Genomic DNA, 22397 nt, shown 5'->3' on the forward strand with positions numbered 1-22397 from the left:
TCGTGAATCAGAATGTCACGGTGAATACGTTCCCGGGCCTTGTACACACCGCCCGTCACACCATGGGAGTGGGTTGCACCAGAAGTAGCTAGTCTAACCTTCGGGAGGACGGTTACCACGGTGTGATTCATGACTGGGGTGAAGTCGTAACAAGGTAGCCGTAGGGGAACCTGCGGCTGGATCACCTCCTTAATCGACGACATCAGCTGCTCCATAAGTTCCCACACGAATTGCTTGATTCATTGAAGAAGACGAAAGAAGCAGCCCGAAATTGGGTCTGTAGCTCAGTTGGTTAGAGCGCACCCCTGATAAGGGTGAGGTCGGCAGTTCGAATCTGCCCAGACCCACCAATTTTGTGTGGGAAACGCCTGTAGAAATACGGGGCCATAGCTCAGCTGGGAGAGCGCCTGCCTTGCACGCAGGAGGTCAACGGTTCGATCCCGTTTGGCTCCACCACTACTGCTTCTCTTGTATAAAGCTTAGAAATGAGCATTCCATCATTATGATGGTGAATGTTGATTTCTAGTCTTTGACTAGTTCGTTCTTTAAAAATTTGGGTATGTGATAGAAAGATAGACTGAACGTTACTTTCACTGGTAACGGATCAGGCTAAGGTAAAATTTGTGAGTTCTCTTAGTTGAGAAATTCGAATTTTCGGCGAATGTCGTCTTCACAGTATAACCAGATTGCTTGGGGTTATATGGTCAAGTGAAGAAGCGCATACGGTGGATGCCTTGGCAGTCAGAGGCGATGAAAGACGTGGTAGCCTGCGAAAAGCTTCGGGGAGTCGGCAAACAGACTTTGATCCGGAGATGTCTGAATGGGGGAACCCAGCCATCATAAGATGGTTATCTTGTACTGAATACATAGGTGCAAGAGGCGAACCAGGGGAACTGAAACATCTAAGTACCCTGAGGAAAAGAAATCAACCGAGATTCCCTTAGTAGTGGCGAGCGAACGGGGACTAGCCCTTAAGTGGCTTTGAGATTAGCGGAACGCTCTGGAAAGTGCGGCCATAGTGGGTGATAGCCCTGTACGCGAAAATCTCTTAGTCATGAAATCGAGTAGGACGGAGCACGAGAAACTTTGTCTGAATATGGGGGGACCATCCTCCAAGGCTAAATACTACTGACTGACCGATAGTGAACTAGTACCGTGAGGGAAAGGCGAAAAGAACCCCGGAGAGGGGAGTGAAATAGATCCTGAAACCGTATGCGTACAAGCAGTGGGAGCAGACTTTGTTCTGTGACTGCGTACCTTTTGTATAATGGGTCAGCGACTTATTTTCAGTGGCGAGCTTAACCGAATAGGGGAGGCGTAGCGAAAGCGAGTCTTAATAGGGCGTCTAGTCGCTGGGAATAGACCCGAAACCGGGCGATCTATCCATGGGCAGGTTGAAGGTTGGGTAACACTAACTGGAGGACCGAACCGACTACCGTTGAAAAGTTAGCGGATGACCTGTGGATCGGAGTGAAAGGCTAATCAAGCTCGGAGATAGCTGGTTCTCCTCGAAAGCTATTTAGGTAGCGCCTCATGTATCACTGTAGGGGGTAGAGCACTGTTTCGGCTAGGGGGTCATCCCGACTTACCAAACCGATGCAAACTCCGAATACCTACAAGTGCCGAGCATGGGAGACACACGGCGGGTGCTAACGTCCGTCGTGAAAAGGGAAACAACCCAGACCGTCAGCTAAGGTCCCAAAGTTATGGTTAAGTGGGAAACGATGTGGGAAGGCTTAGACAGCTAGGAGGTTGGCTTAGAAGCAGCCACCCTTTAAAGAAAGCGTAATAGCTCACTAGTCGAGTCGGCCTGCGCGGAAGATGTAACGGGGCTCAAACCATACACCGAAGCTACGGGTATCATCTTCGGATGATGCGGTAGAGGAGCGTTCTGTAAGCCTGTGAAGGTGAGTTGAGAAGCTTGCTGGAGGTATCAGAAGTGCGAATGCTGACATGAGTAACGACAATGGGTGTGAAAAACACCCACGCCGAAAGACCAAGGTTTCCTGCGCAACGTTAATCGACGCAGGGTTAGTCGGTCCCTAAGGCGAGGCTGAAAAGCGTAGTCGATGGAAAACAGGTTAATATTCCTGTACTTCTGGTTATTGCGATGGAGGGACGGAGAAGGCTAGGCCAGCTTGGCGTTGGTTGTCCAAGTTTAAGGTGGTAGGCTGAGATCTTAGGTAAATCCGGGATCTTAAGGCCGAGAGCTGATGACGAGTGTTCTTTTAGAACACGAAGTGGTTGATGCCATGCTTCCAAGAAAAGCTTCTAAGCTTCAGGTAACCAGGAACCGTACCCCAAACCGACACAGGTGGTTGGGTAGAGAATACCAAGGCGCTTGAGAGAACTCGGGTGAAGGAACTAGGCAAAATGGCACCGTAACTTCGGGAGAAGGTGCGCCGGTGAGGGTGAAGGACTTGCTCCGTAAGCTCATGCCGGTCGAAGATACCAGGCCGCTGCGACTGTTTATTAAAAACACAGCACTCTGCAAACACGAAAGTGGACGTATAGGGTGTGACGCCTGCCCGGTGCCGGAAGGTTAATTGATGGGGTTAGCTAACGCGAAGCTCTTGATCGAAGCCCCGGTAAACGGCGGCCGTAACTATAACGGTCCTAAGGTAGCGAAATTCCTTGTCGGGTAAGTTCCGACCTGCACGAATGGCGTAACGATGGCGGCGCTGTCTCCACCCGAGACTCAGTGAAATTGAAATCGCTGTGAAGATGCAGTGTATCCGCGGCTAGACGGAAAGACCCCGTGAACCTTTACTATAGCTTTGCACTGGACTTTGAATTTGCTTGTGTAGGATAGGTGGGAGGCTTTGAAGCGTGGACGCCAGTTCGCGTGGAGCCATCCTTGAAATACCACCCTGGCAACTTTGAGGTTCTAACTCAGGTCCGTTATCCGGATCGAGGACAGTGTATGGTGGGTAGTTTGACTGGGGCGGTCTCCTCCTAAAGAGTAACGGAGGAGTACGAAGGTGCGCTCAGACCGGTCGGAAATCGGTCGTAGAGTATAAAGGCAAAAGCGCGCTTGACTGCGAGACAGACACGTCGAGCAGGTACGAAAGTAGGTCTTAGTGATCCGGTGGTTCTGTATGGAAGGGCCATCGCTCAACGGATAAAAGGTACTCCGGGGATAACAGGCTGATACCGCCCAAGAGTTCATATCGACGGCGGTGTTTGGCACCTCGATGTCGGCTCATCACATCCTGGGGCTGAAGCCGGTCCCAAGGGTATGGCTGTTCGCCATTTAAAGTGGTACGCGAGCTGGGTTTAGAACGTCGTGAGACAGTTCGGTCCCTATCTGCCGTGGACGTTTGAGATTTGAGAGGGGCTGCTCCTAGTACGAGAGGACCGGAGTGGACGAACCTCTGGTGTTCCGGTTGTCACGCCAGTGGCATTGCCGGGTAGCTATGTTCGGGAAAGATAACCGCTGAAAGCATCTAAGCGGGAAACTTGCCTCAAGATGAGATCTCACTGGAACCTTGAGTTCCCTGAAGGGCCGTCGAAGACTACGACGTTGATAGGTTGGGTGTGTAAGCGCTGTGAGGCGTTGAGCTAACCAATACTAATTGCCCGTGAGGCTTGACCATATAACACCCAAGCAATTTGCGTCGAAGAGACCAGATTGCGGTGTGTGAAGACGAAACGAACCGAAAGTTCGACTGCACCTAAAAAGGCAGCACAAGACACCGAAAGCTATCACGTACCCAATTTGCTGAAGCGAGGCCATAAGGTCACGACTCAGTACCCGAATTTCTTGACGACCATAGAGCGTTGGAACCACCTGATCCCATCCCGAACTCAGCAGTGAAACGATGCATCGCCGATGGTAGTGTGGGGTTTCCCCATGTGAGAGTAGGTCATCGTCAAGATTAAATTCCGAAACCCCAATTGCGAAAGCAGTTGGGGTTTTGTTTTAGTAGAAACATCCGTTTTTGCTGGCTTGTTACCGTGTTGACGAGCCAGATACAGAATTTCTTGACGACCATAGAGCGTTGGAACCACCTGATCCCATCCCGAACTCAGCAGTGAAACGATGCATCGCCGATGGTAGTGTGGGGTTTCCCCATGTGAGAGTAGGTCATCGTCAAGATTAAATTCCGAGACCCCTGTCTGCTAACGCAGACAGGGGTTTTGTCATTTCAGCGCCTGTAAAAACCAATAATCAGACTGCTTTGCGTGCCTTGCTGATGCGTCGAGCCTGCCATTTGCGCCACCAGATGTAGACGCCGGTCCCTGACAGTCCTGCAATCAAAACACCTAACACCGCGATCATTACTTGCCCGGTAACACCAATGATCCGTCCACCATGTATCGGCAACTGCAACCGATAAAACTGCTCTCCCAACGTTCCCTGGCCTGCAATTTCCTTCCCTAACAATCGCCCATCCGTACCATGAAAGAACAACCAGGATTTGCCATGGGCTTCAGTGTCATGTTGTCCAAATCCAGCGCCGTAGAAGTTGTACTCAAAGCTGTAATACAACTCCCCAATCGCTGCTGTCAGTCCTAACCTTTTCCCCTCCTGCAGTGCCCTTTCGTATGCCTGTTGATAGCTCAATTGCGTCACCCCCAGCGTTGATGGAGGCATTCGTCCTCGCGCCTCATAGACGCTCGGCTCAATCGGCGAAAACAGCGATACCGCTGGTTTGAATGCTTGACTGGGCAAGTTCATCGCCACGCTGCTCACGGCGATTGGAAGCAACAACAGCCACAACCACAACCCCCCGGCGCGATGCAGATCGAAGTTGAGCCGATAGGCATGACCGCCCTTCACTTTCCAGGCAGTTGACCACTTCTTCCAGAACGGCTGTCCACGCGGCAATGTCAGCCATAGCGCCACAAAACAGTCGATCACCCAGGCGACGGCCACTAACCCCATCAGCCACAACCCCCAGTTCCCCGGCAATGTCAGGTTGTAGTGAAATTCAAGGATGAACGGAACAAAATTCTTCCGTCCAAAACAGCATTCCCCCCAATAACGCTGCCCCGTCTGTTCTGCACTCACCGGGTCCAGGTAAAACACCTGATTACGCTCATCGAATGGCTTTCCTGTCGCCGGATCAGTACGCGCAACTGCCGCCAGTAAAGCGGTATGCCCCGCCTCATGCGGATACTCCATGTACCAGACCTGCAGCTTTGGATGTGCAGATTGCACCGCATCAACCAATTCGCCCGGCGGCAGTCGAGAGCCCTGCGCAGACGCAGCATAAAACTCAGGGTTCAACCATTCATCCAGTTCATGATTGAACGCCAGAATGCTCCCGGTAATCCCGGCCAACAGCAAAAACACTGCTGTGGCTAAACCGATATATCGATGCAATAGAACCAGAAACGCACGCATTGAAATTTCCCCGCGAAAACGACAAAGCCAGCCTCCGAGTTTCAGAGGCTGGCTTTTTTATGCCCAGGACAAAGGCTTAGAACTGGTAGCTGACCGTCGCCGCGACATTGCGCTCTTCGCCCATGTAGCAGAAGTTCAGACTGGCGCAGGAAGCCACGTAGGACTCGTTGGTCAGATTGTTCGCATTCAGGCGTACATCAACGCCCTTCAAACCGACCTTGCCCAGGTCATAACCAATCGAGGCGTCGAACAGTGTGTAGGACGGCACCTTCAAGGTGTTCTCTGCATCCGCCCAGCTATAGCCGACATAACGCACGCCGCCGCCCAGGCGCAGGCCATCGAGTACCGCACTGTCGAACTTGTAGTCCGCCCACAACGAAGCCATGTGTCGTGGCGCCTGCGTCGGCGAATTGCCTTTGTTCTCGATCACGTCAGTCGGGGTGCTCAACGTACTGACCATCGACTTCGAGTATTCGATATCGGTGAAGGTGTAGCTGCCGAGAACCTTGAGGTTATCGGTCAACTGCATGTGCGCTTCCAGTTCCAGACCCTGAGAGCGGACGGCACCGACCGCACGATAGAAGTTTTCCTGCGGCAGTTTGGTCGCCAGGTTCTCCTGGTCGATGCGGAACAGCGACGCGGTGAACAGGTTGTCCGTACCAGGTGGCTGATACTTCAAACCGACTTCCCATTGTGTGCCATCGGTAGGGGCCAGCGGGTTACCGGCGCTGTCGGCATAGGAGTTGGGGTTAAACGATTCGGAATAGCTGATGTATGGCGCCAAACCGTTATCGAACAGGTACAACGCACCGGCCCGGCCAGTGAGTTTGGTGCGGCGATCATTGATCTCTGTGCCAACCGGACGTCCGGCCTCAGCGATACGGTTTTCATCTGAAGTCTCGACCCAGTCCTGGCGCAGACCCAGCGAGAAACGCCACTTGTCCATCTCGATCAGGTCTTGCAGGTAAACCCCAGTCTGCTCCAGGCGTCGCAGATAACTGGTCTCGCCATACATGTCGATCGCCGAGTTGCCGTACACCGGATTGAACGCATTGATCGGCGCGAGTCCGCCGCTGGTCCAGTCGACCACGGTTTTACGCCGCTGATAATCCGCGCCCATCAGCACCGTATGTTTGGTCGCGCCGGTGAAAAATTCGGCCTGGAGCATGTTGTCGACGATGAACGCATGCAGACGCTCATCACCGCCGGTGTAGTAGCGGTTCAGCTCGTTGCTGGTCGGTGAGGTCCAGCCATAGGCGTAGACCTGATCCATGTTTACTTTGGAATCGAGGTAACGGAAATTCTGCCGTGCGGTGAAGACATCGTTGAAGCGATGTTCGAATTGATAACCGAACGATTGCTGATCACGTGAATAGCCATCCACACCCGGCTCGCCTTCGAAGAAGTGCGGCGAGATACGGTTGCCATTACGCTGATGAATCGTGCCATCGGCCGGCACACCACCGTGGTAGCCACCATCCGGATCGTGTTGCAGATAAGCCTGTAAGGTCAGCGAAGTGTCTTCACTGAAATCGATGCTCAGGGTGGGTGCGAGGGCGAAGCGTTTTTCCTTGTTGTGGTCGAATTGCGTGTCGGACTGATCCGTTAACCCGATCAGACGATAGGCAATACGCTTGTCGTCATCGACCGGGCCGCTGAAGTCAAAACCGACCCCGCGCTGACCTTGCGTGCCGACCGTCGCTTGAACCTGATGGTAAGCCTCGTACAGCGGTTTCTTGCTGGTCAGTGCCACCAGACCGCCCGGCGAGCTGCGACCGTACAGCACCGACGACGGTCCCTTGAGAATGTCCACGCGTTCAAGGAAATATGGGTCGACCTGCATGGTGCTGTAAGTGCCGCTGTCGCCCATCGACTTGAGGCCGTCGAGGTAGATATTGTCCACCGAGCCATCGTTGAAACCGCGCATCGCCACATAGTCATAACGGTGGGTCGCCCCATACGGATTGGTCAGCACGCCCGGGGTGTAACGCATTGCCTGCGCGACGGTCTGCGAACCCTGGTCGTCCATTTGCTCGCGAGTGACCACGGAGACGCTTTGTGAAGTTTCCAGCAACGCGGTGCTGGTCTTGGTGGCGATCTGGCTGTGCGTGGCGTTGTAGCCATCCATGCTGCCCAATGCGTTGCCGAGGGCGAAGCCTTTGATGTCGGTGGTCGGCAAGGCGAGTGCTTCGGTTTCAGCCAGCGGGCGCAGGATGTAACTGCTGCCGTCCTGACTGACCGCTTCCAGACCGGAACCGCCGAGCAAATGGCTCAGCGCCTGATCAGTCGAATACTCCCCCTGTACGCCGGGCGATTGCCGGCCTTGGGTTTGCTGCGGGGTCATCGACAACGTGATGCCAGCCTGACGGGCGAACTGATTCAACGCCTCTGCCAGCGGCCCGGCGGCAATGTTGTAGCGATGGCTGACTTCACTGGCCGCCGGATTATCCGCCATGCTCAAACCGGGCATCACACTGACGCCCAGCGCCGTGGAAAAAAGCGCTGCCCGAACGGCGTGGCGCAGCAGGCCCGATTCGGCAGTTAAATTCAGAGTGGTCTTACAGGTGGCGCGGACAGTCATTGTAGGTTTCCGTAGGAAGTCGCAAACGCTTGAATTGAAGTGCTTACTGACTAAGCCGGACCTGCAGCGAAAACCCGCCACAATAATTTCAGGCGACGCGCTCCAGCGTCACCCACCAGCGCGTGCGGTAGCGCAACTGTACCGGCAACGTCTGCGGCAGGATGGCTAGCAGCTTGTCGGTGTCTTCCAGGCGGAACACGCCGGACAGACGCAGCTCGGAAACGTCGGACGCACAACTCAGAAAGCCCTGGCGATAACGCCCGACTTCAGCGAGAAAGTCGCCCAGGCGCATATTGCGTGTGACGATCAGGCCATCGACCCACGCGCCGGCATCCATATCCAGCGGCGGCGCCGGACGTACCTGGTGGTGGTCGATCAGATAACTCTGCCCGGCGAGTGCTTCCAGCGATGTCGTACCGGAGTGAATGGCAACCCGGCCACTGGTGACGCTGAGTCGCGTGCAACGGCTATCCTGACGCAGGATGAACCGCGCATCCTGCGGTTCGTAAATGCCGTGACGGCTTTGCACGCGCAGCGGCCGCTCGAAGGATGCCCCCTGATCAGCGCCGCCACAGGTGACGATGATCTCGCCGCGCGTCAGTTTGATCAGCCGCCGCTGCGCGGTGTAATCCAGATCCACTGCACTCGCGGTGTTCAGTTCGATCCGCGTGCCATCCGGCAACTGGAAGCCGCGCCGCTCGCCCGTCGCCGTAGTGTAATCGGCGCTCCACTGTTGCCATGCCGCAGTGTCCTTGGCCAGCCATGCAGCGGAGCCCATCAGCAAAGCGCCAGACAGCAATTTCAAGGCCTGTCGCCGGCCCAAACCCTGAGCACTGTTTTCCAGAGTGTTGAACGCCACTTGCGCACCGTGCACTGCGCGCAGGTTATTGCTCAATTCGGCTTGCAGCGACTGCACCCGCTGCCAGGCCAGTTCATGCTCGTGATGTTCAGCGCGCCACTGTTCACACTGGCGGTTCAGGCGCGGATTATCGTGATTGTTGCGCAGTCGCAACAGCCAGTGAATGGCCTGCTTGACCACCTGTTGCTGCGGCTCGGTGCGGCGACTCAGAGAAAGATTATCCACAGGCATCAGTTTTCGTACCGCAGCACGTAGCAGTGATACAGCGCATCGGCGACGTAACGTTCGACCGAGCGCAACGACAGGCCCATCTGTTCGGCGATCTGCTTGTGGGTCAAACCTTCGCACTGCGCCAGCAGAAAGGCCTGACGCACTTTCGGCTTCAGTCCTTCAAGCATGCGCGCGATGCTTTCCAGCAGTTCGATTACCAGTGCGCGGGCTTCGGCGCTTGGCGTTTCGGCTTCGGGTAGATGCGCAATGGTTTCCAGATAGGCGCGTTCGATTTCCTCGCGCCGCCAATGATCAATCACCAGACCACGCGCGATGGTGCGCAGGAAGGCGCGAGGTGCTTTGAGTTCGAGGCGTTCGGTGCGTTGCAACAGGCGTACGAAAGTATCCTGGGCCAGATCTGCCGCATCTGCCGCGTTGCCCAGCCGCGCGCGCAGCCAGGCGTTGAGCCAGCCGTGATGACTACTGTAAAGCGCCTGTACTGCAAACTCAGGTGAGGACATGAACGCGAACGTCACAAATGATAATTACTCGCATTGTCATCAAGGGTTACAGAATTTGCAACTGCCACTGATACAACGCTCATAAAAAACCGGTCACCAGCCGCTCTAGTACGCCGTTCAGCGGGAATTCGCCAGAAATGCCATCCATTTCCCGCACAGCCCTAAGATTTCTCCGACACGTGCCGACAGACTGGTGAGACATGCGTGCACCAAAGTAGAGCGGCCAGAAGAACGCTGCCTGCGCTGTACATGGAATGTTGCATCCGGAACGCATCCCCACTTTTGGCATAAGAAGTCCCATGAAATGAATCTCAAGTTCAGCCATAAAATCCTGTTGGCCGCCTCGGGCGTCGTGGTCCTGGCGTTCGCGCTGTTCACCCTCTACAACGACTATCTGCAGCGAAACACCATTCGCCAGAACCTCCAGTCCTCTGTGCAGCAGGCCGGTGATCTGACCGCCAGCAGCGTGCAGAACTGGATGAGCGGGCGGATTCTGGTGCTGGAAAACCTCGCGCAGAACGTCGCCCATCAGGGCAAGGACGCCGATTTCCCGGGCCTGGTCGATCAACCGGCCTTCACCTCGAACTTCCAGTTCACCTACGTTGGCCAGGCCAACGGTGTGTTCACTCAGCGCCCTGACGCGAAGATGCCGGACGGCTACGACCCGCGTCAGCGCCCTTGGTACAAGCAAGCCGTCGCGGCTGACAAAACCATGCTGACGCCGCCGTACATGGCTGCTGTCGGTGGCCTGGTGGTAACCATCGCCATGCCGGTGAAGAAGAACGGCGAACTGCTCGGCGTCGTTGGCGGTGACCTGAGCCTGGAAACCCTGGTGAAGATCATCAACTCGGTGGACTTCGGTGGTCTTGGCCATGCATTCCTGGTCAGTGCCGACGGTCAGGTGATCGTCAGTCCGGACAAAGATCAGGTCATGAAAAACCTGAAAGACATCTATCCGAACACCAGCGTGCGCATCGAGAAGGGCAACCAGAACGTGGTGCTTAACGGCCAGGAACGCATTCTGTCGTTCACCCCGGTCAGCGATCTGCCGAATGCGCAGTGGTACATCGGTCTGTCGATCGATCGCGACAAAGCCTACGCCGCACTCAGCCAATTCCGCACCTCGGCGCTGATCGCGATGTTCGTTGCGGTGGCGGCGATTGCACTGCTGCTGAGCCTGTTGATCAACGTCCTGATGCGTCCGCTGACCACCATGGGCCGTGCGATGAAAGACATCGCTCAAGGCGAAGGCGATCTGACCCGTCGTCTGGTGGTCGAGAGCAAAGACGAGTTCGGTGAATTGGGCAGCGCCTTCAACCAGTTCGTTGAGCGGATTCACGCGTCGATTTCCGAAGTGTCGTCGGCAACCCGTCATGTTCATGATTTGTCGCAACGGGTGATGGCGTCGTCCAACGCCTCGATCGTCGGTTCCGACGAGCAAAGTGCGCGCACCAACAGTGTGGCCGCAGCAATCAACGAATTGGGCGCCGCCACACAGGAAATTGCGCGCAACGCCGCCGATGCTTCGCAGCATGCCAGTGGCGCCAGCGAGCAGGCTGATGACGGTCGGCAGGTGGTCGAGCAGACGATTCAAGCGATGACCGAACTGTCGCAGAAGATCAGCCTGTCGTGCACGCAGATCGAAACCCTCAATGCCAGCACCGACAACATCGGTCACATCCTCGATGTGATCAAAGGCATTTCGCAACAGACCAACCTGCTGGCACTCAACGCTGCGATCGAAGCGGCACGTGCCGGTGAAGCCGGGCGTGGTTTTGCGGTGGTGGCGGACGAAGTGCGTAACCTCGCTCACCGCACCCAGGAGTCGGCGGAAGAGATCCACAAGATGATCACTTCGCTACAGGTCGGTTCGCGTGAAGCGGTGACCACCATGAACGCCAGTCAGGCGTCCAGCGAGCAGAGCGTTGAAGTGGCCAACCAGGCCGGTTTGCGTCTGGTCAGCGTGACCCAGCGCATCGGTGAAATCGACGGCATGAACCAGTCGGTGGCAGCGGCCACTGAAGAGCAGACCGCCGTGGTCGAAACCCTCAACGTCGACGTTAACCAGATCAACCTGTTGAACCAGCAGAGCGTGGCTAACCTCAATGAAACGTTGAAGGATTGTGATGCGTTGTCGCAGCAGGCTAATCGCCTGAAGCAGTTGGTCGACAGCTTCAAGATCTGACCACAAGTCAGACCGCGTTATCGTTCATCGCGAGCAGGCTCACTCCTACAAATTAAACCGGGTTCCATCTGAAGGAACCCGATCAACTGTAGGAGTGAGCCTGCTCGCGATAGCGGTCTAGAACTCACCGCCGAACTCAGGCCTTAAACAAACAGCCTCAGCACATTCCCCATCGCATCATCCGCAAACCCCTGCACAAAATCCTTGAACCCCGGCAGCGCTTCTTCTCCCCCCGAAGCCGGCTCGGCAATGATCGTCCACGTCGCCCGGGACTTGCCTGCGCCCAGCGCTTCCACATTCATCGCCGCCCACAGATTCGCCACCCCTAGCGTGTTGTAAATCGTCGTCCAGGTCATGCTCCGCGCGTGTTCATCGCGGGAGTTGAGTTGTTCAACCACCACGTTGCCGTCCTTGAAACATTTCTTGCGCAGCGAGGACACGCCCTCGCCGATTGTTTCGATGTGCGACAGCGCCGGAATGAAACGGTCGAAACCGGCGAAGTTGCCCACCACCGCCCAGACCTGTGCGGCGTCCGCCGGCACTTCTACCGATGACACAACGTGGCAGCCATGGGGGTTTTTGATCAGGGTGTCGGGTTGCAGATTGCTCATGGTATTGCTCCTTTTTTATTGCTTCAGATGAAGTTGATTTGTTTCAGGTAGTCGCAGCCGCGACGCAGCAGCGCCGGGGATTTCGGCGGGTAATGCGCGCCCATTTGCTGCACGCCGGCTTCAGCGTTGGCGTGGCCGATCAGAGAGATGTCGCCGATGTCTTCTTCAAAACCGTTGAGGTAGAAACCGAGCACGCCGAACAGCGCGTTGTCGGCATCGACCCGGCCCAGTTGCTGCTGCCAGTCGGCGACGCTGACCAGCGCGAACTCGCTGCCGGTTTCGCGGAACGAAGCGACGTAGGCGTCCCAGCTCAGCGGCTCGGGGTTGTGCAGGTTGAACACCGCCCGCTCGGGCGCATAACGGCTGGCGTGGAAGGCGATGAAACGGGCGAGAAAGTCCACCGGCATCAGGTCGAAATTCAGCGCGAAGGCCGGCACCTGGCCGAGCTGGATCGAGCCTTTGAGCATCAGCATCAAGCGGTTTTTGTGCGGCTGACAAACGCCGCTCAAGCTGTTGAAGCTAATGTTGCCGGGGCGATACAGATTGACCCGAACGCCCCGTTCGCGCGCCCGTTCAAGGATGCGTTCAGCGACCCATTTCGACAGGTTGTAGCCGTTGCGAATGTAGATCGGTGGCGTCAGCGCGGCGGGCAGTTCCAGCACCCGTCCCGCATCATCGACCGTGCTTGAAGCCGACAGCGTCGAGACGAAATTGAAAACCTTTTTGCTCTGCCCTTCGCACAGGCGTAGCAGCGCGAAAATCGGCTCGACGTTGTCCGCCGCCAGCGACTCGTAATCAAGCACGTGATTGACGTTCGCGGCGTTGTGCACCAACGCGCCGAACTCACGATCCAGACGTTGATAATCTTCGTCGTTCAAGCCCAGCTGCGGACGCGTAATGTCTGCCGCGTAAACCCGCACCCGACTCAAATCCAGATGCTCCAGACGGTTTTCCCGCAGTGACTCGGCAAAGCGCTGCGCCGCCGTTTGCCCGCCGCCATCACGCACCATACACGCGACTTCGCTGGCGCCCCAACCGAGCAGCGCCTCGACGATGTGCACACCGACAAAGCTGTTGGCGCCAGTAACGATGACCTTGTGCACATCGCCCATGCTGCTGATCGGCAGCGGTTCGATGGCCAGTGCACGTTCGGCGTCGGCCATGGCCTGGGCGCTGAGCACCGCGTTGTCATCGGTGCCGCGCACCAGCGTTGCGAGTTTGATGATGGTCGGCAGTTCGATGAAGCGATTGATCGAAATGCTACGACCGAATTCCTCACGCAAACGCAGCAACATCCGCGACAGCAGAATCGAATGGCCACCGAGATTGAAGAAGCTTTCGTCGGTGGAAATGTCACTGGTCGGCAACTCCAGCAATTCCGCCCAGATCTCCAGCAGCAGTGCTTCATCAGCATTAGCCGGCAGACATTTCGGCCCGCTGTCCTGCACGTTCACCGGCAGTTCCAGTAGCGCTTTGCGGTCGACCTTGCCGTTGCTGGCGAACGGCATGTTCGGCAGCTCGGTCCACGCCATGGGTTGCATGTAGTCCGGCAAAAACTGTCGGGCGTGGGCCTTCAATGCGTCGCGCGCGGTGTCTGATTGCGGCTGGGCGAGGAAGGCCAGAATGCGCCGCTGACTGTCGATCACCACTGCCACTTGCCGGTACAACTGGCTCTCGCGCAGGCAGCGCTCGATCTCTTCCGGCTCGACCCGAAAACCACGGATCTTCACCTGATTGTCGCGACGTCCGCACAGCTCGATTCCGTGCTCGCCCCACTTGGCCATGTCGCCGCTGCGGTAGGCGCGCAGCGTCTGCCCGTCCGGCAGATTCAAGGTCAGATAACGCTCGGCGGTCTGCTGTGGATTGTTCAGATAACCGAGGCAGACGCCGGGGCCGACGATGAACAATTCGCCGACGGTGTTCTGCGGCACCGGTTGCAAATCGTCATCTAGAATCAGCACCTGGCTGTTGGCGATCGGCGCGCCGAGGCTGCGGTTGCTGTCACCGGGTATCAGCTCACGCGCAGTGATCAGCACCGTGGCTTCGGTCGGGCCGTAAAGGTTGTGCAGCGTGCCCTGACGGGTCAGTTGCTCGATGACGAACGGCTCGCAGACATCGCCGCCGGTCATCACTTGCACGCCTTCCAGTTGCTCCAGCGGCAGGATGCTCAACAGCGCCGGCGGCAGGAACGCATGGGTCAGTTGCCGGCGGCGGATCAGCGCGATCAGTTGCAGCGGGTCACGCCGTTGGGTGTCGTCGGGCACCACCAGTTCGGCGCCTTCAAGCAGCGTCGGGAAGATATCGATCAGTGACGAATCGAAACTCAGCGAAGAGAACTGCAAGACCCGACTTTCGGCCTGCAACTGCACGTAATCGGCGTACCACGCGGTGAAGTGCGCAAGGTTGGCCTGACTGAGCAATACACCCTTCGGATGCCCGGTCGTGCCCGAGGTGTAAAGCGCCATGCAGGGCGCCTCAAGTTTGGGTCGCTGGTGCATCAGCGGTTGGCTGAGATCCGCGTCAGCACTGTCGATACAGCTGACATCCAGCCCCGCAATGGTTGTGCTGAGTGGATGCTCGCCGTCATGCAGCAACAGCAACGCACCAGCGTTTTGCAGAATGTATTGCTGGCGCTGCAACGGATGGCTCGGCTCCAGCGGCAGGTATACCGCGCCGCTGCCGAGGATCGCCAGAATCGAGGCAAACAGCTCTGGGCTTTTCGGTAGGCAGATACCGACCACCCACGGTTGCGGATGTTGCTCGAGCAAAGGCAGCAAGCGCTGTTGAATCGCACGACTGTGGGTGTGCAGTTGCTGGTAGCTGAGCGACTGTTCGGCGAGGTGCAGCGCCGGCCGTTCGGCATGGTGGATCAAGCTCTGTTGCAGGCGCTCGATGACCGGAACCTGCGCCAGTTTCAGCAGCGCCGCATTCGCGGTGTCATTGAGGCGATGGACGTATGCCAGGCTGTCGAGAAACAGCAGGTTTTCCATCCGCTCGAAATCCGGCGCACGCACAGATCCGGCCTGCTGAAGATACTCAGCGTCACGGGAGAAGCGGCTGACCAGCAACGCCACTTCGTCCACCACCTGCATCAGCACCCGTTGCCGCAGGGCCTGACCGTTGCCGGACGGCTCATCGGCAATCGGTACACGACTGATCAGTGTGGAGCCGAGGAAACACAGCAGATCGAGTGACGGCAAGCCGCCAAGGCTCTGCACGCCAACACCCAAACGCAGATGCAGATGCGGGATGGCGCAGAAGTCGCCAGCGCCAATGAAGCCGTCATCGATGATCAGATCCATCGTCGATGCCGCCACGCCGCTGCGCTGCAATGAGTGCCCGTGTTGTTCCAGTTCCTGCGCCAGGTCGGTCATGGCCTGGCTGGCGCCAATCAGCAAAATGTCGAGACGTTTCATGTCGACCTCCTCATCAAACCAGGTAGTCACGCAAGGCGTGCTGCACGCAGGGCGTGTCGAGCAGCGAGCTGTTGTGGAAGAACTTGACGATGTTGCCCACCAGCGGGTGGTGGCGATTGATCGGGAACGCCAGTCCGGCCATCTCGTCCCTGAGCGAGCGCCGTGTGGCCTCGCTGACACGCAGTGCGTCAATCAGGCGCAGGTCGAAGGTTTTCTGGATGTCGTTGGTCAGGTAATGGCCGATGAACACCGGCAGGATTTGCGCGATGGTTTCGCGATCCGCCACGCTGGCGGTGTGCCAATAGATGCGCACCATCCGCGCCCAGAAGCTCGAATGACGACCTTCATCGAGCAGGTGATCGGCCATCAGGCCTTTGATCGACGGCTTGACCGTGTCGTCGCGGGCGAACGCCGCCACATCACCGGTCACGGTATTTTCGGCGATGGCCACGCAAACCAGTTCCACCGCGCTGCGCAGGTGCTCGGGCGCCAACGCTACGGCAGCAGGAATGGCCCGGCTCAGTTCGATTTCATCGGGCAACTGAATCGGTTCGATACCGGTCATCGCCACCGTTTGCTGCATGAAATCCATCGCCACCAGCGCGTGGTAATCCTCGTCGACCACCACAGTCATCGCGTCGTAACGACAGGCAAACGGGAAGGCCACGGCGAAGCGATTCTTGGCGATGCTGCGCGCGGTTTTATCGACGATCTCGGTCTCGAAAATCACCACATCGTTGATGAATTTGTACAACGTCTGCACCAAGGCAAAATCACGCTGCTGCGGACACTCGCGCAGGAAAGTTTCGCTGAGCACCAGTGGTTGGCGGCTGAGCGGGTAGATCAGCCGCTCGTCGTCTTCGAGCACGCGTCGCGGGCGAGTGCGGATGGTCGCGCGGTTTTCCCAGGCATCGGCAAACGATTGATAGTCGGCGGCATTCATTGGGCCACCTCCGCCAATGGTTCGCGCATGCTCAGGCGCAGGCCGTCCCACAAGGCGATACGGCTTTCCACGGCGGCGATGGCGCTGGCGTAGACCTCGGCCTGGCGCTGCGGATCGCCGGCGACCAGACGCTCGAGAAGGTGCTCCGCCGCCGGGCCGTGGTCTTCGGAGTCGACTTCGATGTGGCGTTCCAGGTAATAGCGGAAGGTCGGCGCCTGCTCGATACCGATGCCCCAGTCGTCGAGGATGCGCTGGAACATGGTCGGGATCACGCTCTCGCGGCCATGCAGAAACGCCGCCGCCACACTGTGTCCCGGTGCATGCAGGGCGGTACGCAAGGTGTCGCGGACAAACTGCGCGGCGGCCGGATCAACCTCGACGCTTTGCAGCGCGACGTCATAGCTCACACCTTCCTGTTGCAGCGCGACAAAGCGCTCCACGGCGGTGGTATTCGCGCCGATTTCGCGCATGGCATCCAGGTACAACTCGAAATGGCTGTAATGCCCTTCGGTCAGACGATCGTCCGATTCTTCGCCGAGAACGATCTCGTTGATCAACCGGGCGGCGTGAGGATCGCGCGGCGGCAACCACGGCAACCGCGTGCAGGTCAGCTCCTGCTGCAGGCGTTTGGTCAGCGACATGAAATCCCACACGGCAAATACGTGGGTTTCCATGAAACGTTGCAACACCGATAACGAAGTGATCTCGGAAAAGATCGGGTGAATGCTAAGTTCGGCTTTTTTCAGGGCGAGTTGGTTCTTATTGGGCATCATGATGTCCTTTATCGTTGATGTTGAATGGAACTGTTCTGGCAACTGCGCAAACAATGAAACGACGACTTGCTGGTTTTTTCGGCGAACGACAGCCTTTCTTTCTGCAAGATAAGTACGGCGCTGATATAGCGCTGACATGCCTGCCCATAAAGCGCTGCTGCTGTGCCGCAGGCATTGGGCCGCTGCCGAAGTGAACGGTGAAGTTCACACTTGGCGGGGAAAAACTAATACACCGCCAAAGTGTTTAACAAGTATATTTTCAATTATTTTAAGTTGGCTGTTTTTTGAAGTTGAGTAATACCGATAAAATTTCTGGCGGAAGTTTTATTTGGGCGTAGAAGCTCCTTTCGGCGAATAACGGCCAAAATTGATCGACAAGAGTGAATGCCTCACTCGAAGCAACTTTCCAGTAATAAGAGTTGAATGATTTAAAAGGGCGGAAGTTGGCCGTGACCCCGCGCCATGACTTCCTTTTTCCCGTGGCAAGGCTCCTTCCGTAGGTTCCTGGTGCGGGGACTGCGCCGTCAGGACGGCGCGTCGCCCGTTCTTTATGGGGTTGGCCGTTCAAGAGTGCGGGTAAATGACCGCCACGGCTATTACCGATTCGTCACCGGCAAGGTGCAATTTCGGACTCAGCGGCGCAGGGAGGTTAGAGCGGGCACGCGGATCCGCCCACCCGAGGGCTGGCAGATCGCTTGGGGATTTGTAAGCGGGTGATTCGCGGGCAGCTACGCGTTCAGCGCGCGGCTTGGCGGCTTTGTGCGGCGGGGGTGGCGAGATAGCGGGTAATCACCTCGACGCCCCGATTGAGGTGTTGCTCAAGGAGTTTGATCGACCGGTCGGTGTCGCGATCCTGCACCGCTTGCAGCATCGCCCGGTGATCGTCCTGGGACAATTTGCCCAGACCCATGGCCTCAAGGTTGAAACGCAGGAAGCGTTCCTCTTCGTTGAGTCCGTCTTCGACCAGCCGCAGCAAGCGTTTGTTGGGCGCTTTGCTGTACAGGGCCATGTGGAACAGACGGTTGAGCCGGCCGATTTCCGTGTAGTCGTGTTGCGCCTCCAGCTCATCGATGTAAGCCGCCGCGCGTGCGTGATCGGCAGCGGTCAACAGCGGAACCGACTGCCGCATGGCTTCGGATTCGAGCAGGATGCGCAACTCGTAGGTTTCAGTGGCATCGCCCTGAATCAACGGCGCAACCACTGCGCCTTTATGCGCAGTAACGCTGAGCAGTTCCTGGGCTTCGAGCTGGCGCAGGGCTTCGCGCACCGGCATGCGGCTGACGCCGAACAGATCGGCCAGATCCTGCTGACGCAGGGCGGTGCCGCAGGGCAGGCGCCCATCGAGGATTGCCGAGCGCAGGGTTTCTTCGATCACTGAACGGGCCAGATGCGCAGGAATCGGTCCGTCGACTTTAATGCTGTGCAGCGGTTTGGGCTTCTGTGTCACGACTACGCACCCTGTATGTCGGCCTGATTTGGATCCAAATGACACTAGTGATTGCTCTACAGGTTGTCAAACCTTGTAAAACATTGCGCTGGCAACTGAAGTTTAGCGTGCCGCAGATGATCTCATGGTGCCATTGTTTTTTGCCGGGCTAAGCTTCACCATCAAACGCTTTCCTTCCTGCCCTCTGGAAACCTGCTGTGGCGGTACGTTTCGTGATCCCTCGGACGCTGCGCTGGCTAGGCTGCGCATTGTTGCTGGCCGGCATGATGCTGGGCGGCCTGCATGCCGATTGGGATTTTTCCGCGATCAGCCGCAAAGCCACGGCACTTTACGGGCCACTGGGCGCCGGCCAGCAGCGTATCGATGCCTGGCAGAACCTGTTGGCCACGCAGAAACAGGTCAGCGAAATGGAAAAGCTCAAAGTGGTGAACCTGTTCTTTAACAAACAGGTGCGCTACGTCGAAGACATCGACCTGTGGCACGAGGTCGATTATTGGGAAACCCCCATCGAAGCGCTGTGGAAGGGCGCCGGTGACTGCGAAGACTACGCGATCGCCAAGTATTTCAGTCTGCGCCACCTCGGGGTTTCCAGTGACAAGCTGCGCATCACCTATGTCAAAGCGTTGCGCCAGAACCGCGCGCACATGGTCCTGACTTACTATGCCACCCCCGATGCCATGCCGTTGGTGCTCGACAGCCTGATCGACCCGATCCAGCCGGCGTCGCAGCGAACCGATTTGCTGCCGGTCTACTCTTTCAATGCCGAAGGTCTGTATTTGCCGGGGGCCAAGGGCAACAAGAAGGTCGGTGATACCAAACGCCTGTCACGCTGGCAGGATGTCTTGAAGAAAATGCAGGCCGAAGGTTTCCCGGTCGAGACGACTAACTAGGAGCACGCGCTCAGATGTCTTTGTTCAAACAGCTGTTGATCGCTATCTGTCTGTTCCTGGTGGTCGCCTTCACCGGCAGCTTCATGGTCAGTCTGGAGAGCTCGCGCACCCAGTACGTCAATCAGTTGCGCTCCCACGCCCAGGACGCCGCGACGGCGCTGGCCTTGTCGCTGACACCGAATATCGACGACCCGGCGATGGTCGAGTTGCTGGTCAGCTCGATTTTCGACAGCGGTTATTACGCGAGCATCCGCGTGGTCGATCTGAAGACCGATCAGACGATTGTCGAGCGCAGCGGCATTCCGGCCGTCACTAACGTGCCGGACTGGTTCGTCAAACTGATTGGCCTGGAGCCGGCCGGTGGCGATGCGCTGGTCAGCCGTGGCTGGGAGCAGGCGGCGCGGGTCGAGGTGGTCAGCCATCCGATGTTCGCCGTGGCCAAACTGTGGCAGAGCGCGTTGGGCAGCCTTGGCTGGCTGTTGATCTGCGGCGCAGTGAGTGCGGTGCTCGGCGCGCTGTTGCTGCGCCGGCAGTTGAAGCCGCTGGATTATATGGTCAAGCAATCCCACGCCATCGCCCGTCGTGAATTCCTCAGCTTGCCGGATCTGCCGCGCACGCCCGAGTTGCGTCGCGTGGTGCAGGCGATGAACCAGATGGTCGAAAAGCTCAAGGCGCTATTCCAGGAGCAGGCCGAGCGCAGTGAAAAACTGCGCGCCGAGTCCTATCAGGACAACCTCACGGGGTTGGCCAACCGGCGTTATTTCGAGATGCAGTTGAACAACCGGGTGAGCAACCCGGAGCAGGCCAGCTCCGGTTATCTGCTGCTGTTGCGGGTCAAGGATCTGGCCGGGCTCAACCAGCGTCTGGGCGGTCAGCGCACCGATGAATTTCTTAAAGCGGTCGGCGAACAGTTGTCCCGCGAGTGTGCCAAGTACCCGGAAACGCAGAACCTCGTCACCCGTATTCGTGGCGGTGAATTCGCCGTACTGGCGCCGGGACTGGTCCGCGAGGAAGCGCTGCAACTGGCGCAGAATCTCGACAATGCCTTGAGCAGTTTGCACGCCACCGGCGCTACCGACGTCGCGGCCGTGGCGTCGATCGGTCTGGCGCCATTCACCCACGGCGATTCGCCACAACAGGTGCTGACGCTCGGCGATCAGGCGCTGGCGCAAGCCGAAGGGCAGGGCGAGCAGAACTGGGCCTGCATCGATCAGAGCCTGACGGCGGATGTCGGCGACGATCACCACGCCTGGCACCGCTTGCTTGATCAGGCCTTGAGTCAGCAGCGTTTCGAGCTGTATTTCCAACCGGTGGTGGCTGCCGCCGACACGCAACTGGTGCTGCATTACAAAGTGCTTTCGCGCTTGCTCGATGATCAGGGCCAGACCATTCCGGCCGGGCGCTTCCTGCCGTGGCTGGAGCGCTTCGGCTGGACCGCGCGCCTGGATCGGCTGATGCTCGAGCGCGTGCTCGAGCAGATGAAAGAGCATGAGGATTCGCTGGCGCTGAACCTGTCCTCGGCGACCCTGGCTGATCCGCAGGCGCTGAATAAAATTTTCGAGATTCTGCGCGCGCATTCCAATCTTGGCGCGCGCCTGACTCTGGAAATCGGTGAGGAACAATTGCCGGAGCAAGCCGTGCTGGAGCAGTTGACCCGGCGTCTGCGTGAACTCGGCTTTTCGCTTAGCCTGCAGCGCTTTGGTGGGCGCTTCAGCATGATCGGCAACCTGGCGCGGCTGGGGCTGGCGTACTTGAAGATCGATGGCAGCTACATTCGTGCGATCGATCAGGAGAGTGACAAACGCTTGTTTATCGAAGCGATCCAGCGTGCGGCGCACAGCATTGATTTGCCGCTGATTGCCGAGCGGGTCGAGACGGAAGGCGAGTTGTCGGTGATTCGCGAGATGGGCTTGTATGGGGTTCAGGGTCAGTTGTTGGGTGAGCCGAAGCCTTGGCGGTGAGTCATCACCAAAGCAACCCTCACCCTAGCCCTCTCCCAGAGGGAGAGGGGACTGACCGTGGGATATTGACGCAATACGCCGACGTGAGCGATTTGCGCTGAATCCATAATCGACTCGATTTCTCAGGTCGATGTATGACGCCAGACACCTCGGTCGGCTCCCTCTCCCTCCGGGAGAGGGCTGGGGTGAGGGTCGGCCTTTGATCCGAAGAAATCAGATCAACCCGCCCTCATCCTCATCGATCAGCTGACTCAGTCCGCCCAACGCCTCACGCGCCTGGGTCCGGTCCATCAGTTTGGCCTGAGCCGCCGGTGGCAGGTCGGTGACGCGTATCACGCCTTTCTGGGTCAGCACCTGAATCAGGTCGTCGAGGACCCGAATCATTTCAAAGTCGCTCTGCTTGAGCTGTTTGAGGCTGGTTTCCACCACTTCATTGGCGAACCAGGCCTGGATTTCATGGCTGTCGGCCGGCAGCGTTTCCGTGGCCTCGGCGTAGGCCGCGGCTTCCACGCGAATCAACAGACCTTGCGCATCGCGTTGCACGTAAAACATTGAGCATCCCTCGGAAATGAACCAGCGTCATGCTGTCAGCAGCATAGCCAACTGCGCGCGAGTATGCGGTGCGGCGACGTAATCGTCACCGTCGCGGT

Annotated in this window: 13 protein-coding genes, 2 tRNA genes and 4 rRNA genes (1 of these 19 cut by a window edge); 9 read left to right on the forward strand and 10 right to left on the reverse strand. The window is 57.6% G+C overall.

Annotation, left to right across the window (positions count from 1 at the left end):
* From U6037_RS00575 to rrf (U6037_RS00600), 6 genes are all read left to right on the forward strand, one after another.
* Positions 1-192: ribosomal RNA gene (locus tag U6037_RS00575) — 16S ribosomal RNA — on the forward strand (it extends 1345 nt beyond the left edge of the window).
* An 81-nt stretch (positions 193-273) separates the two neighbouring features.
* Positions 274-350 (forward strand) — tRNA-Ile (locus U6037_RS00580).
* Positions 351-380: 30 nt separating this feature from the next.
* Positions 381-456 (forward strand) — tRNA-Ala (locus tag U6037_RS00585).
* A 246-nt stretch (positions 457-702) separates the two neighbouring features.
* Positions 703-3596, forward strand: a 23S ribosomal RNA gene (locus U6037_RS00590).
* A 166-nt stretch (positions 3597-3762) separates the two neighbouring features.
* A 5S ribosomal RNA gene (gene rrf / locus U6037_RS00595) occupies positions 3763-3878 on the forward strand.
* A 105-nt stretch (positions 3879-3983) separates the two neighbouring features.
* Positions 3984-4099: ribosomal RNA gene (gene rrf / locus U6037_RS00600) — 5S ribosomal RNA — on the forward strand.
* The 16S, 23S and 5S rRNA genes sit together here with 2 tRNA genes alongside, the layout of an rRNA operon.
* Positions 4100-4171: 72 nt before the next feature.
* Here rrf (U6037_RS00600) and U6037_RS00605 read toward each other — a convergent pair.
* The 4 genes from U6037_RS00605 to U6037_RS00620 all read right to left on the reverse strand — a co-directional run bounded on the left by U6037_RS00605 (position 4172) and on the right by U6037_RS00620 (position 9521).
* Complete coding sequence (locus tag U6037_RS00605) at positions 4172-5350, reverse strand: PepSY domain-containing protein (RefSeq protein ID WP_322845454.1); 1179 nt, start codon at positions 5348-5350, stop codon at positions 4172-4174.
* A 76-nt stretch (positions 5351-5426) separates the two neighbouring features.
* Positions 5427-7931, reverse strand: coding sequence for a TonB-dependent siderophore receptor (locus tag U6037_RS00610; RefSeq protein ID WP_322845455.1), 2505 nt, complete (start codon positions 7929-7931; stop codon positions 5427-5429).
* Between the two features lie 88 nt (positions 7932-8019).
* Entirely contained in the window at positions 8020-9021 is a 1002-nt protein-coding gene (locus tag U6037_RS00615; protein WP_322845456.1) for a FecR family protein, read from the reverse strand.
* Positions 9021-9521 (reverse strand): sigma-70 family RNA polymerase sigma factor, encoded by a 501-nt coding sequence (locus tag U6037_RS00620; protein WP_150687708.1) that lies wholly within the window; start codon positions 9519-9521, stop codon positions 9021-9023. Before U6037_RS00620 ends, U6037_RS00615 begins: the two co-directional genes overlap by 1 nt.
* A 304-nt stretch (positions 9522-9825) precedes the next feature.
* Here U6037_RS00620 and U6037_RS00625 point away from each other — a divergent pair, with 304 nt between their 5' ends.
* Complete coding sequence (locus U6037_RS00625; RefSeq protein WP_322845457.1) at positions 9826-11706, forward strand: methyl-accepting chemotaxis protein; 1881 nt, start codon at positions 9826-9828, stop codon at positions 11704-11706.
* 143 nt (positions 11707-11849) lie between these two features.
* On the opposite strand, the gene U6037_RS00630 is transcribed toward U6037_RS00625, so the two are convergent.
* The 5 genes from U6037_RS00630 to U6037_RS00650 form a co-directional block, all read right to left on the reverse strand.
* Positions 11850-12317, reverse strand: coding sequence for an SRPBCC family protein (locus U6037_RS00630; RefSeq protein WP_322845458.1), 468 nt, complete (start codon positions 12315-12317; stop codon positions 11850-11852).
* A gap of 23 nt (positions 12318-12340) precedes the next feature.
* Positions 12341-15733 (reverse strand): non-ribosomal peptide synthetase, encoded by a 3393-nt coding sequence (locus U6037_RS00635; protein ID WP_322845459.1) that lies wholly within the window; start codon positions 15731-15733, stop codon positions 12341-12343.
* 13 nt (positions 15734-15746) lie between these two features.
* A complete protein-coding gene (locus U6037_RS00640) occupies positions 15747-16676 on the reverse strand; it encodes a diiron oxygenase (RefSeq protein ID WP_322845460.1) in 930 nt (309 codons plus the stop codon).
* Positions 16673-17446 (reverse strand): DUF3050 domain-containing protein, encoded by a 774-nt coding sequence (locus U6037_RS00645; RefSeq protein WP_416221695.1) that lies wholly within the window; start codon positions 17444-17446, stop codon positions 16673-16675. The genes U6037_RS00640 and U6037_RS00645 overlap by 4 nt, the downstream gene beginning before the upstream one ends.
* Positions 17447-18185: 739 nt before the next feature.
* Entirely contained in the window at positions 18186-18896 is a 711-nt protein-coding gene (locus U6037_RS00650; RefSeq protein WP_322845462.1) for a GntR family transcriptional regulator, read from the reverse strand.
* 197 nt (positions 18897-19093) lie between these two features.
* Here U6037_RS00650 and lapG point away from each other — a divergent pair, with 197 nt between their 5' ends.
* Both lapG and lapD read left to right on the forward strand, forming a co-directional pair.
* A complete protein-coding gene (lapG, locus tag U6037_RS00655; protein WP_322845463.1) occupies positions 19094-19786 on the forward strand; it encodes a cysteine protease LapG in 693 nt (230 codons plus the stop codon).
* Between the two features lie 14 nt (positions 19787-19800).
* A complete protein-coding gene (gene lapD / locus U6037_RS00660; RefSeq protein WP_322845464.1) occupies positions 19801-21747 on the forward strand; it encodes a cyclic di-GMP receptor LapD in 1947 nt (648 codons plus the stop codon).
* Between the two features lie 213 nt (positions 21748-21960).
* Here the strand turns inward: lapD and U6037_RS00665 are convergent, their stop codons facing one another.
* Positions 21961-22299, reverse strand: coding sequence for a hypothetical protein (locus U6037_RS00665; RefSeq protein WP_007918987.1), 339 nt, complete (start codon positions 22297-22299; stop codon positions 21961-21963).
* Positions 22300-22397 lie beyond the last annotated feature (98 nt).

Origin of the sequence: Pseudomonas sp. B33.4 (assembly GCF_034555375.1) — a bacterium.
Classification (GTDB): domain Bacteria; phylum Pseudomonadota; class Gammaproteobacteria; order Pseudomonadales; family Pseudomonadaceae; genus Aquipseudomonas.

What these genes read in the sequence shown, in the direction of transcription:
- U6037_RS00625 (WP_322845457.1), top strand. Translation starts at nt 9,826, where the DNA reads ATGAATCTCAAGTTCAGCCATAAAATCCTGTTGGCCGCCTCGGGCGTC.
- lapD (WP_322845464.1), top strand. Translation starts at nt 19,801, where the DNA reads ATGTCTTTGTTCAAACAGCTGTTGATCGCTATCTGTCTGTTCCTGGTG.
- U6037_RS00630 (WP_322845458.1), bottom strand. Translation starts at nt 12,317, where the DNA reads ATGAGCAATCTGCAACCCGACACCCTGATCAAAAACCCCCATGGCTGC.
- U6037_RS00620 (WP_150687708.1), bottom strand. Translation starts at nt 9,521, where the DNA reads ATGTCCTCACCTGAGTTTGCAGTACAGGCGCTTTACAGTAGTCATCAC.
- U6037_RS00610 (WP_322845455.1), bottom strand. Translation starts at nt 7,931, where the DNA reads ATGACTGTCCGCGCCACCTGTAAGACCACTCTGAATTTAACTGCCGAA.
- U6037_RS00645 (WP_416221695.1), bottom strand. Translation starts at nt 17,446, where the DNA reads ATGCCCAATAAGAACCAACTCGCCCTGAAAAAAGCCGAACTTAGCATT.
- U6037_RS00615 (WP_322845456.1), bottom strand. Translation starts at nt 9,021, where the DNA reads ATGCCTGTGGATAATCTTTCTCTGAGTCGCCGCACCGAGCCGCAGCAA.
- U6037_RS00605 (WP_322845454.1), bottom strand. Translation starts at nt 5,350, where the DNA reads ATGCGTGCGTTTCTGGTTCTATTGCATCGATATATCGGTTTAGCCACA.
- U6037_RS00635 (WP_322845459.1), bottom strand. Translation starts at nt 15,733, where the DNA reads ATGAAACGTCTCGACATTTTGCTGATTGGCGCCAGCCAGGCCATGACC.
- U6037_RS00640 (WP_322845460.1), bottom strand. Translation starts at nt 16,676, where the DNA reads ATGAATGCCGCCGACTATCAATCGTTTGCCGATGCCTGGGAAAACCGC.
- U6037_RS00665 (WP_007918987.1), bottom strand. Translation starts at nt 22,299, where the DNA reads ATGTTTTACGTGCAACGCGATGCGCAAGGTCTGTTGATTCGCGTGGAA.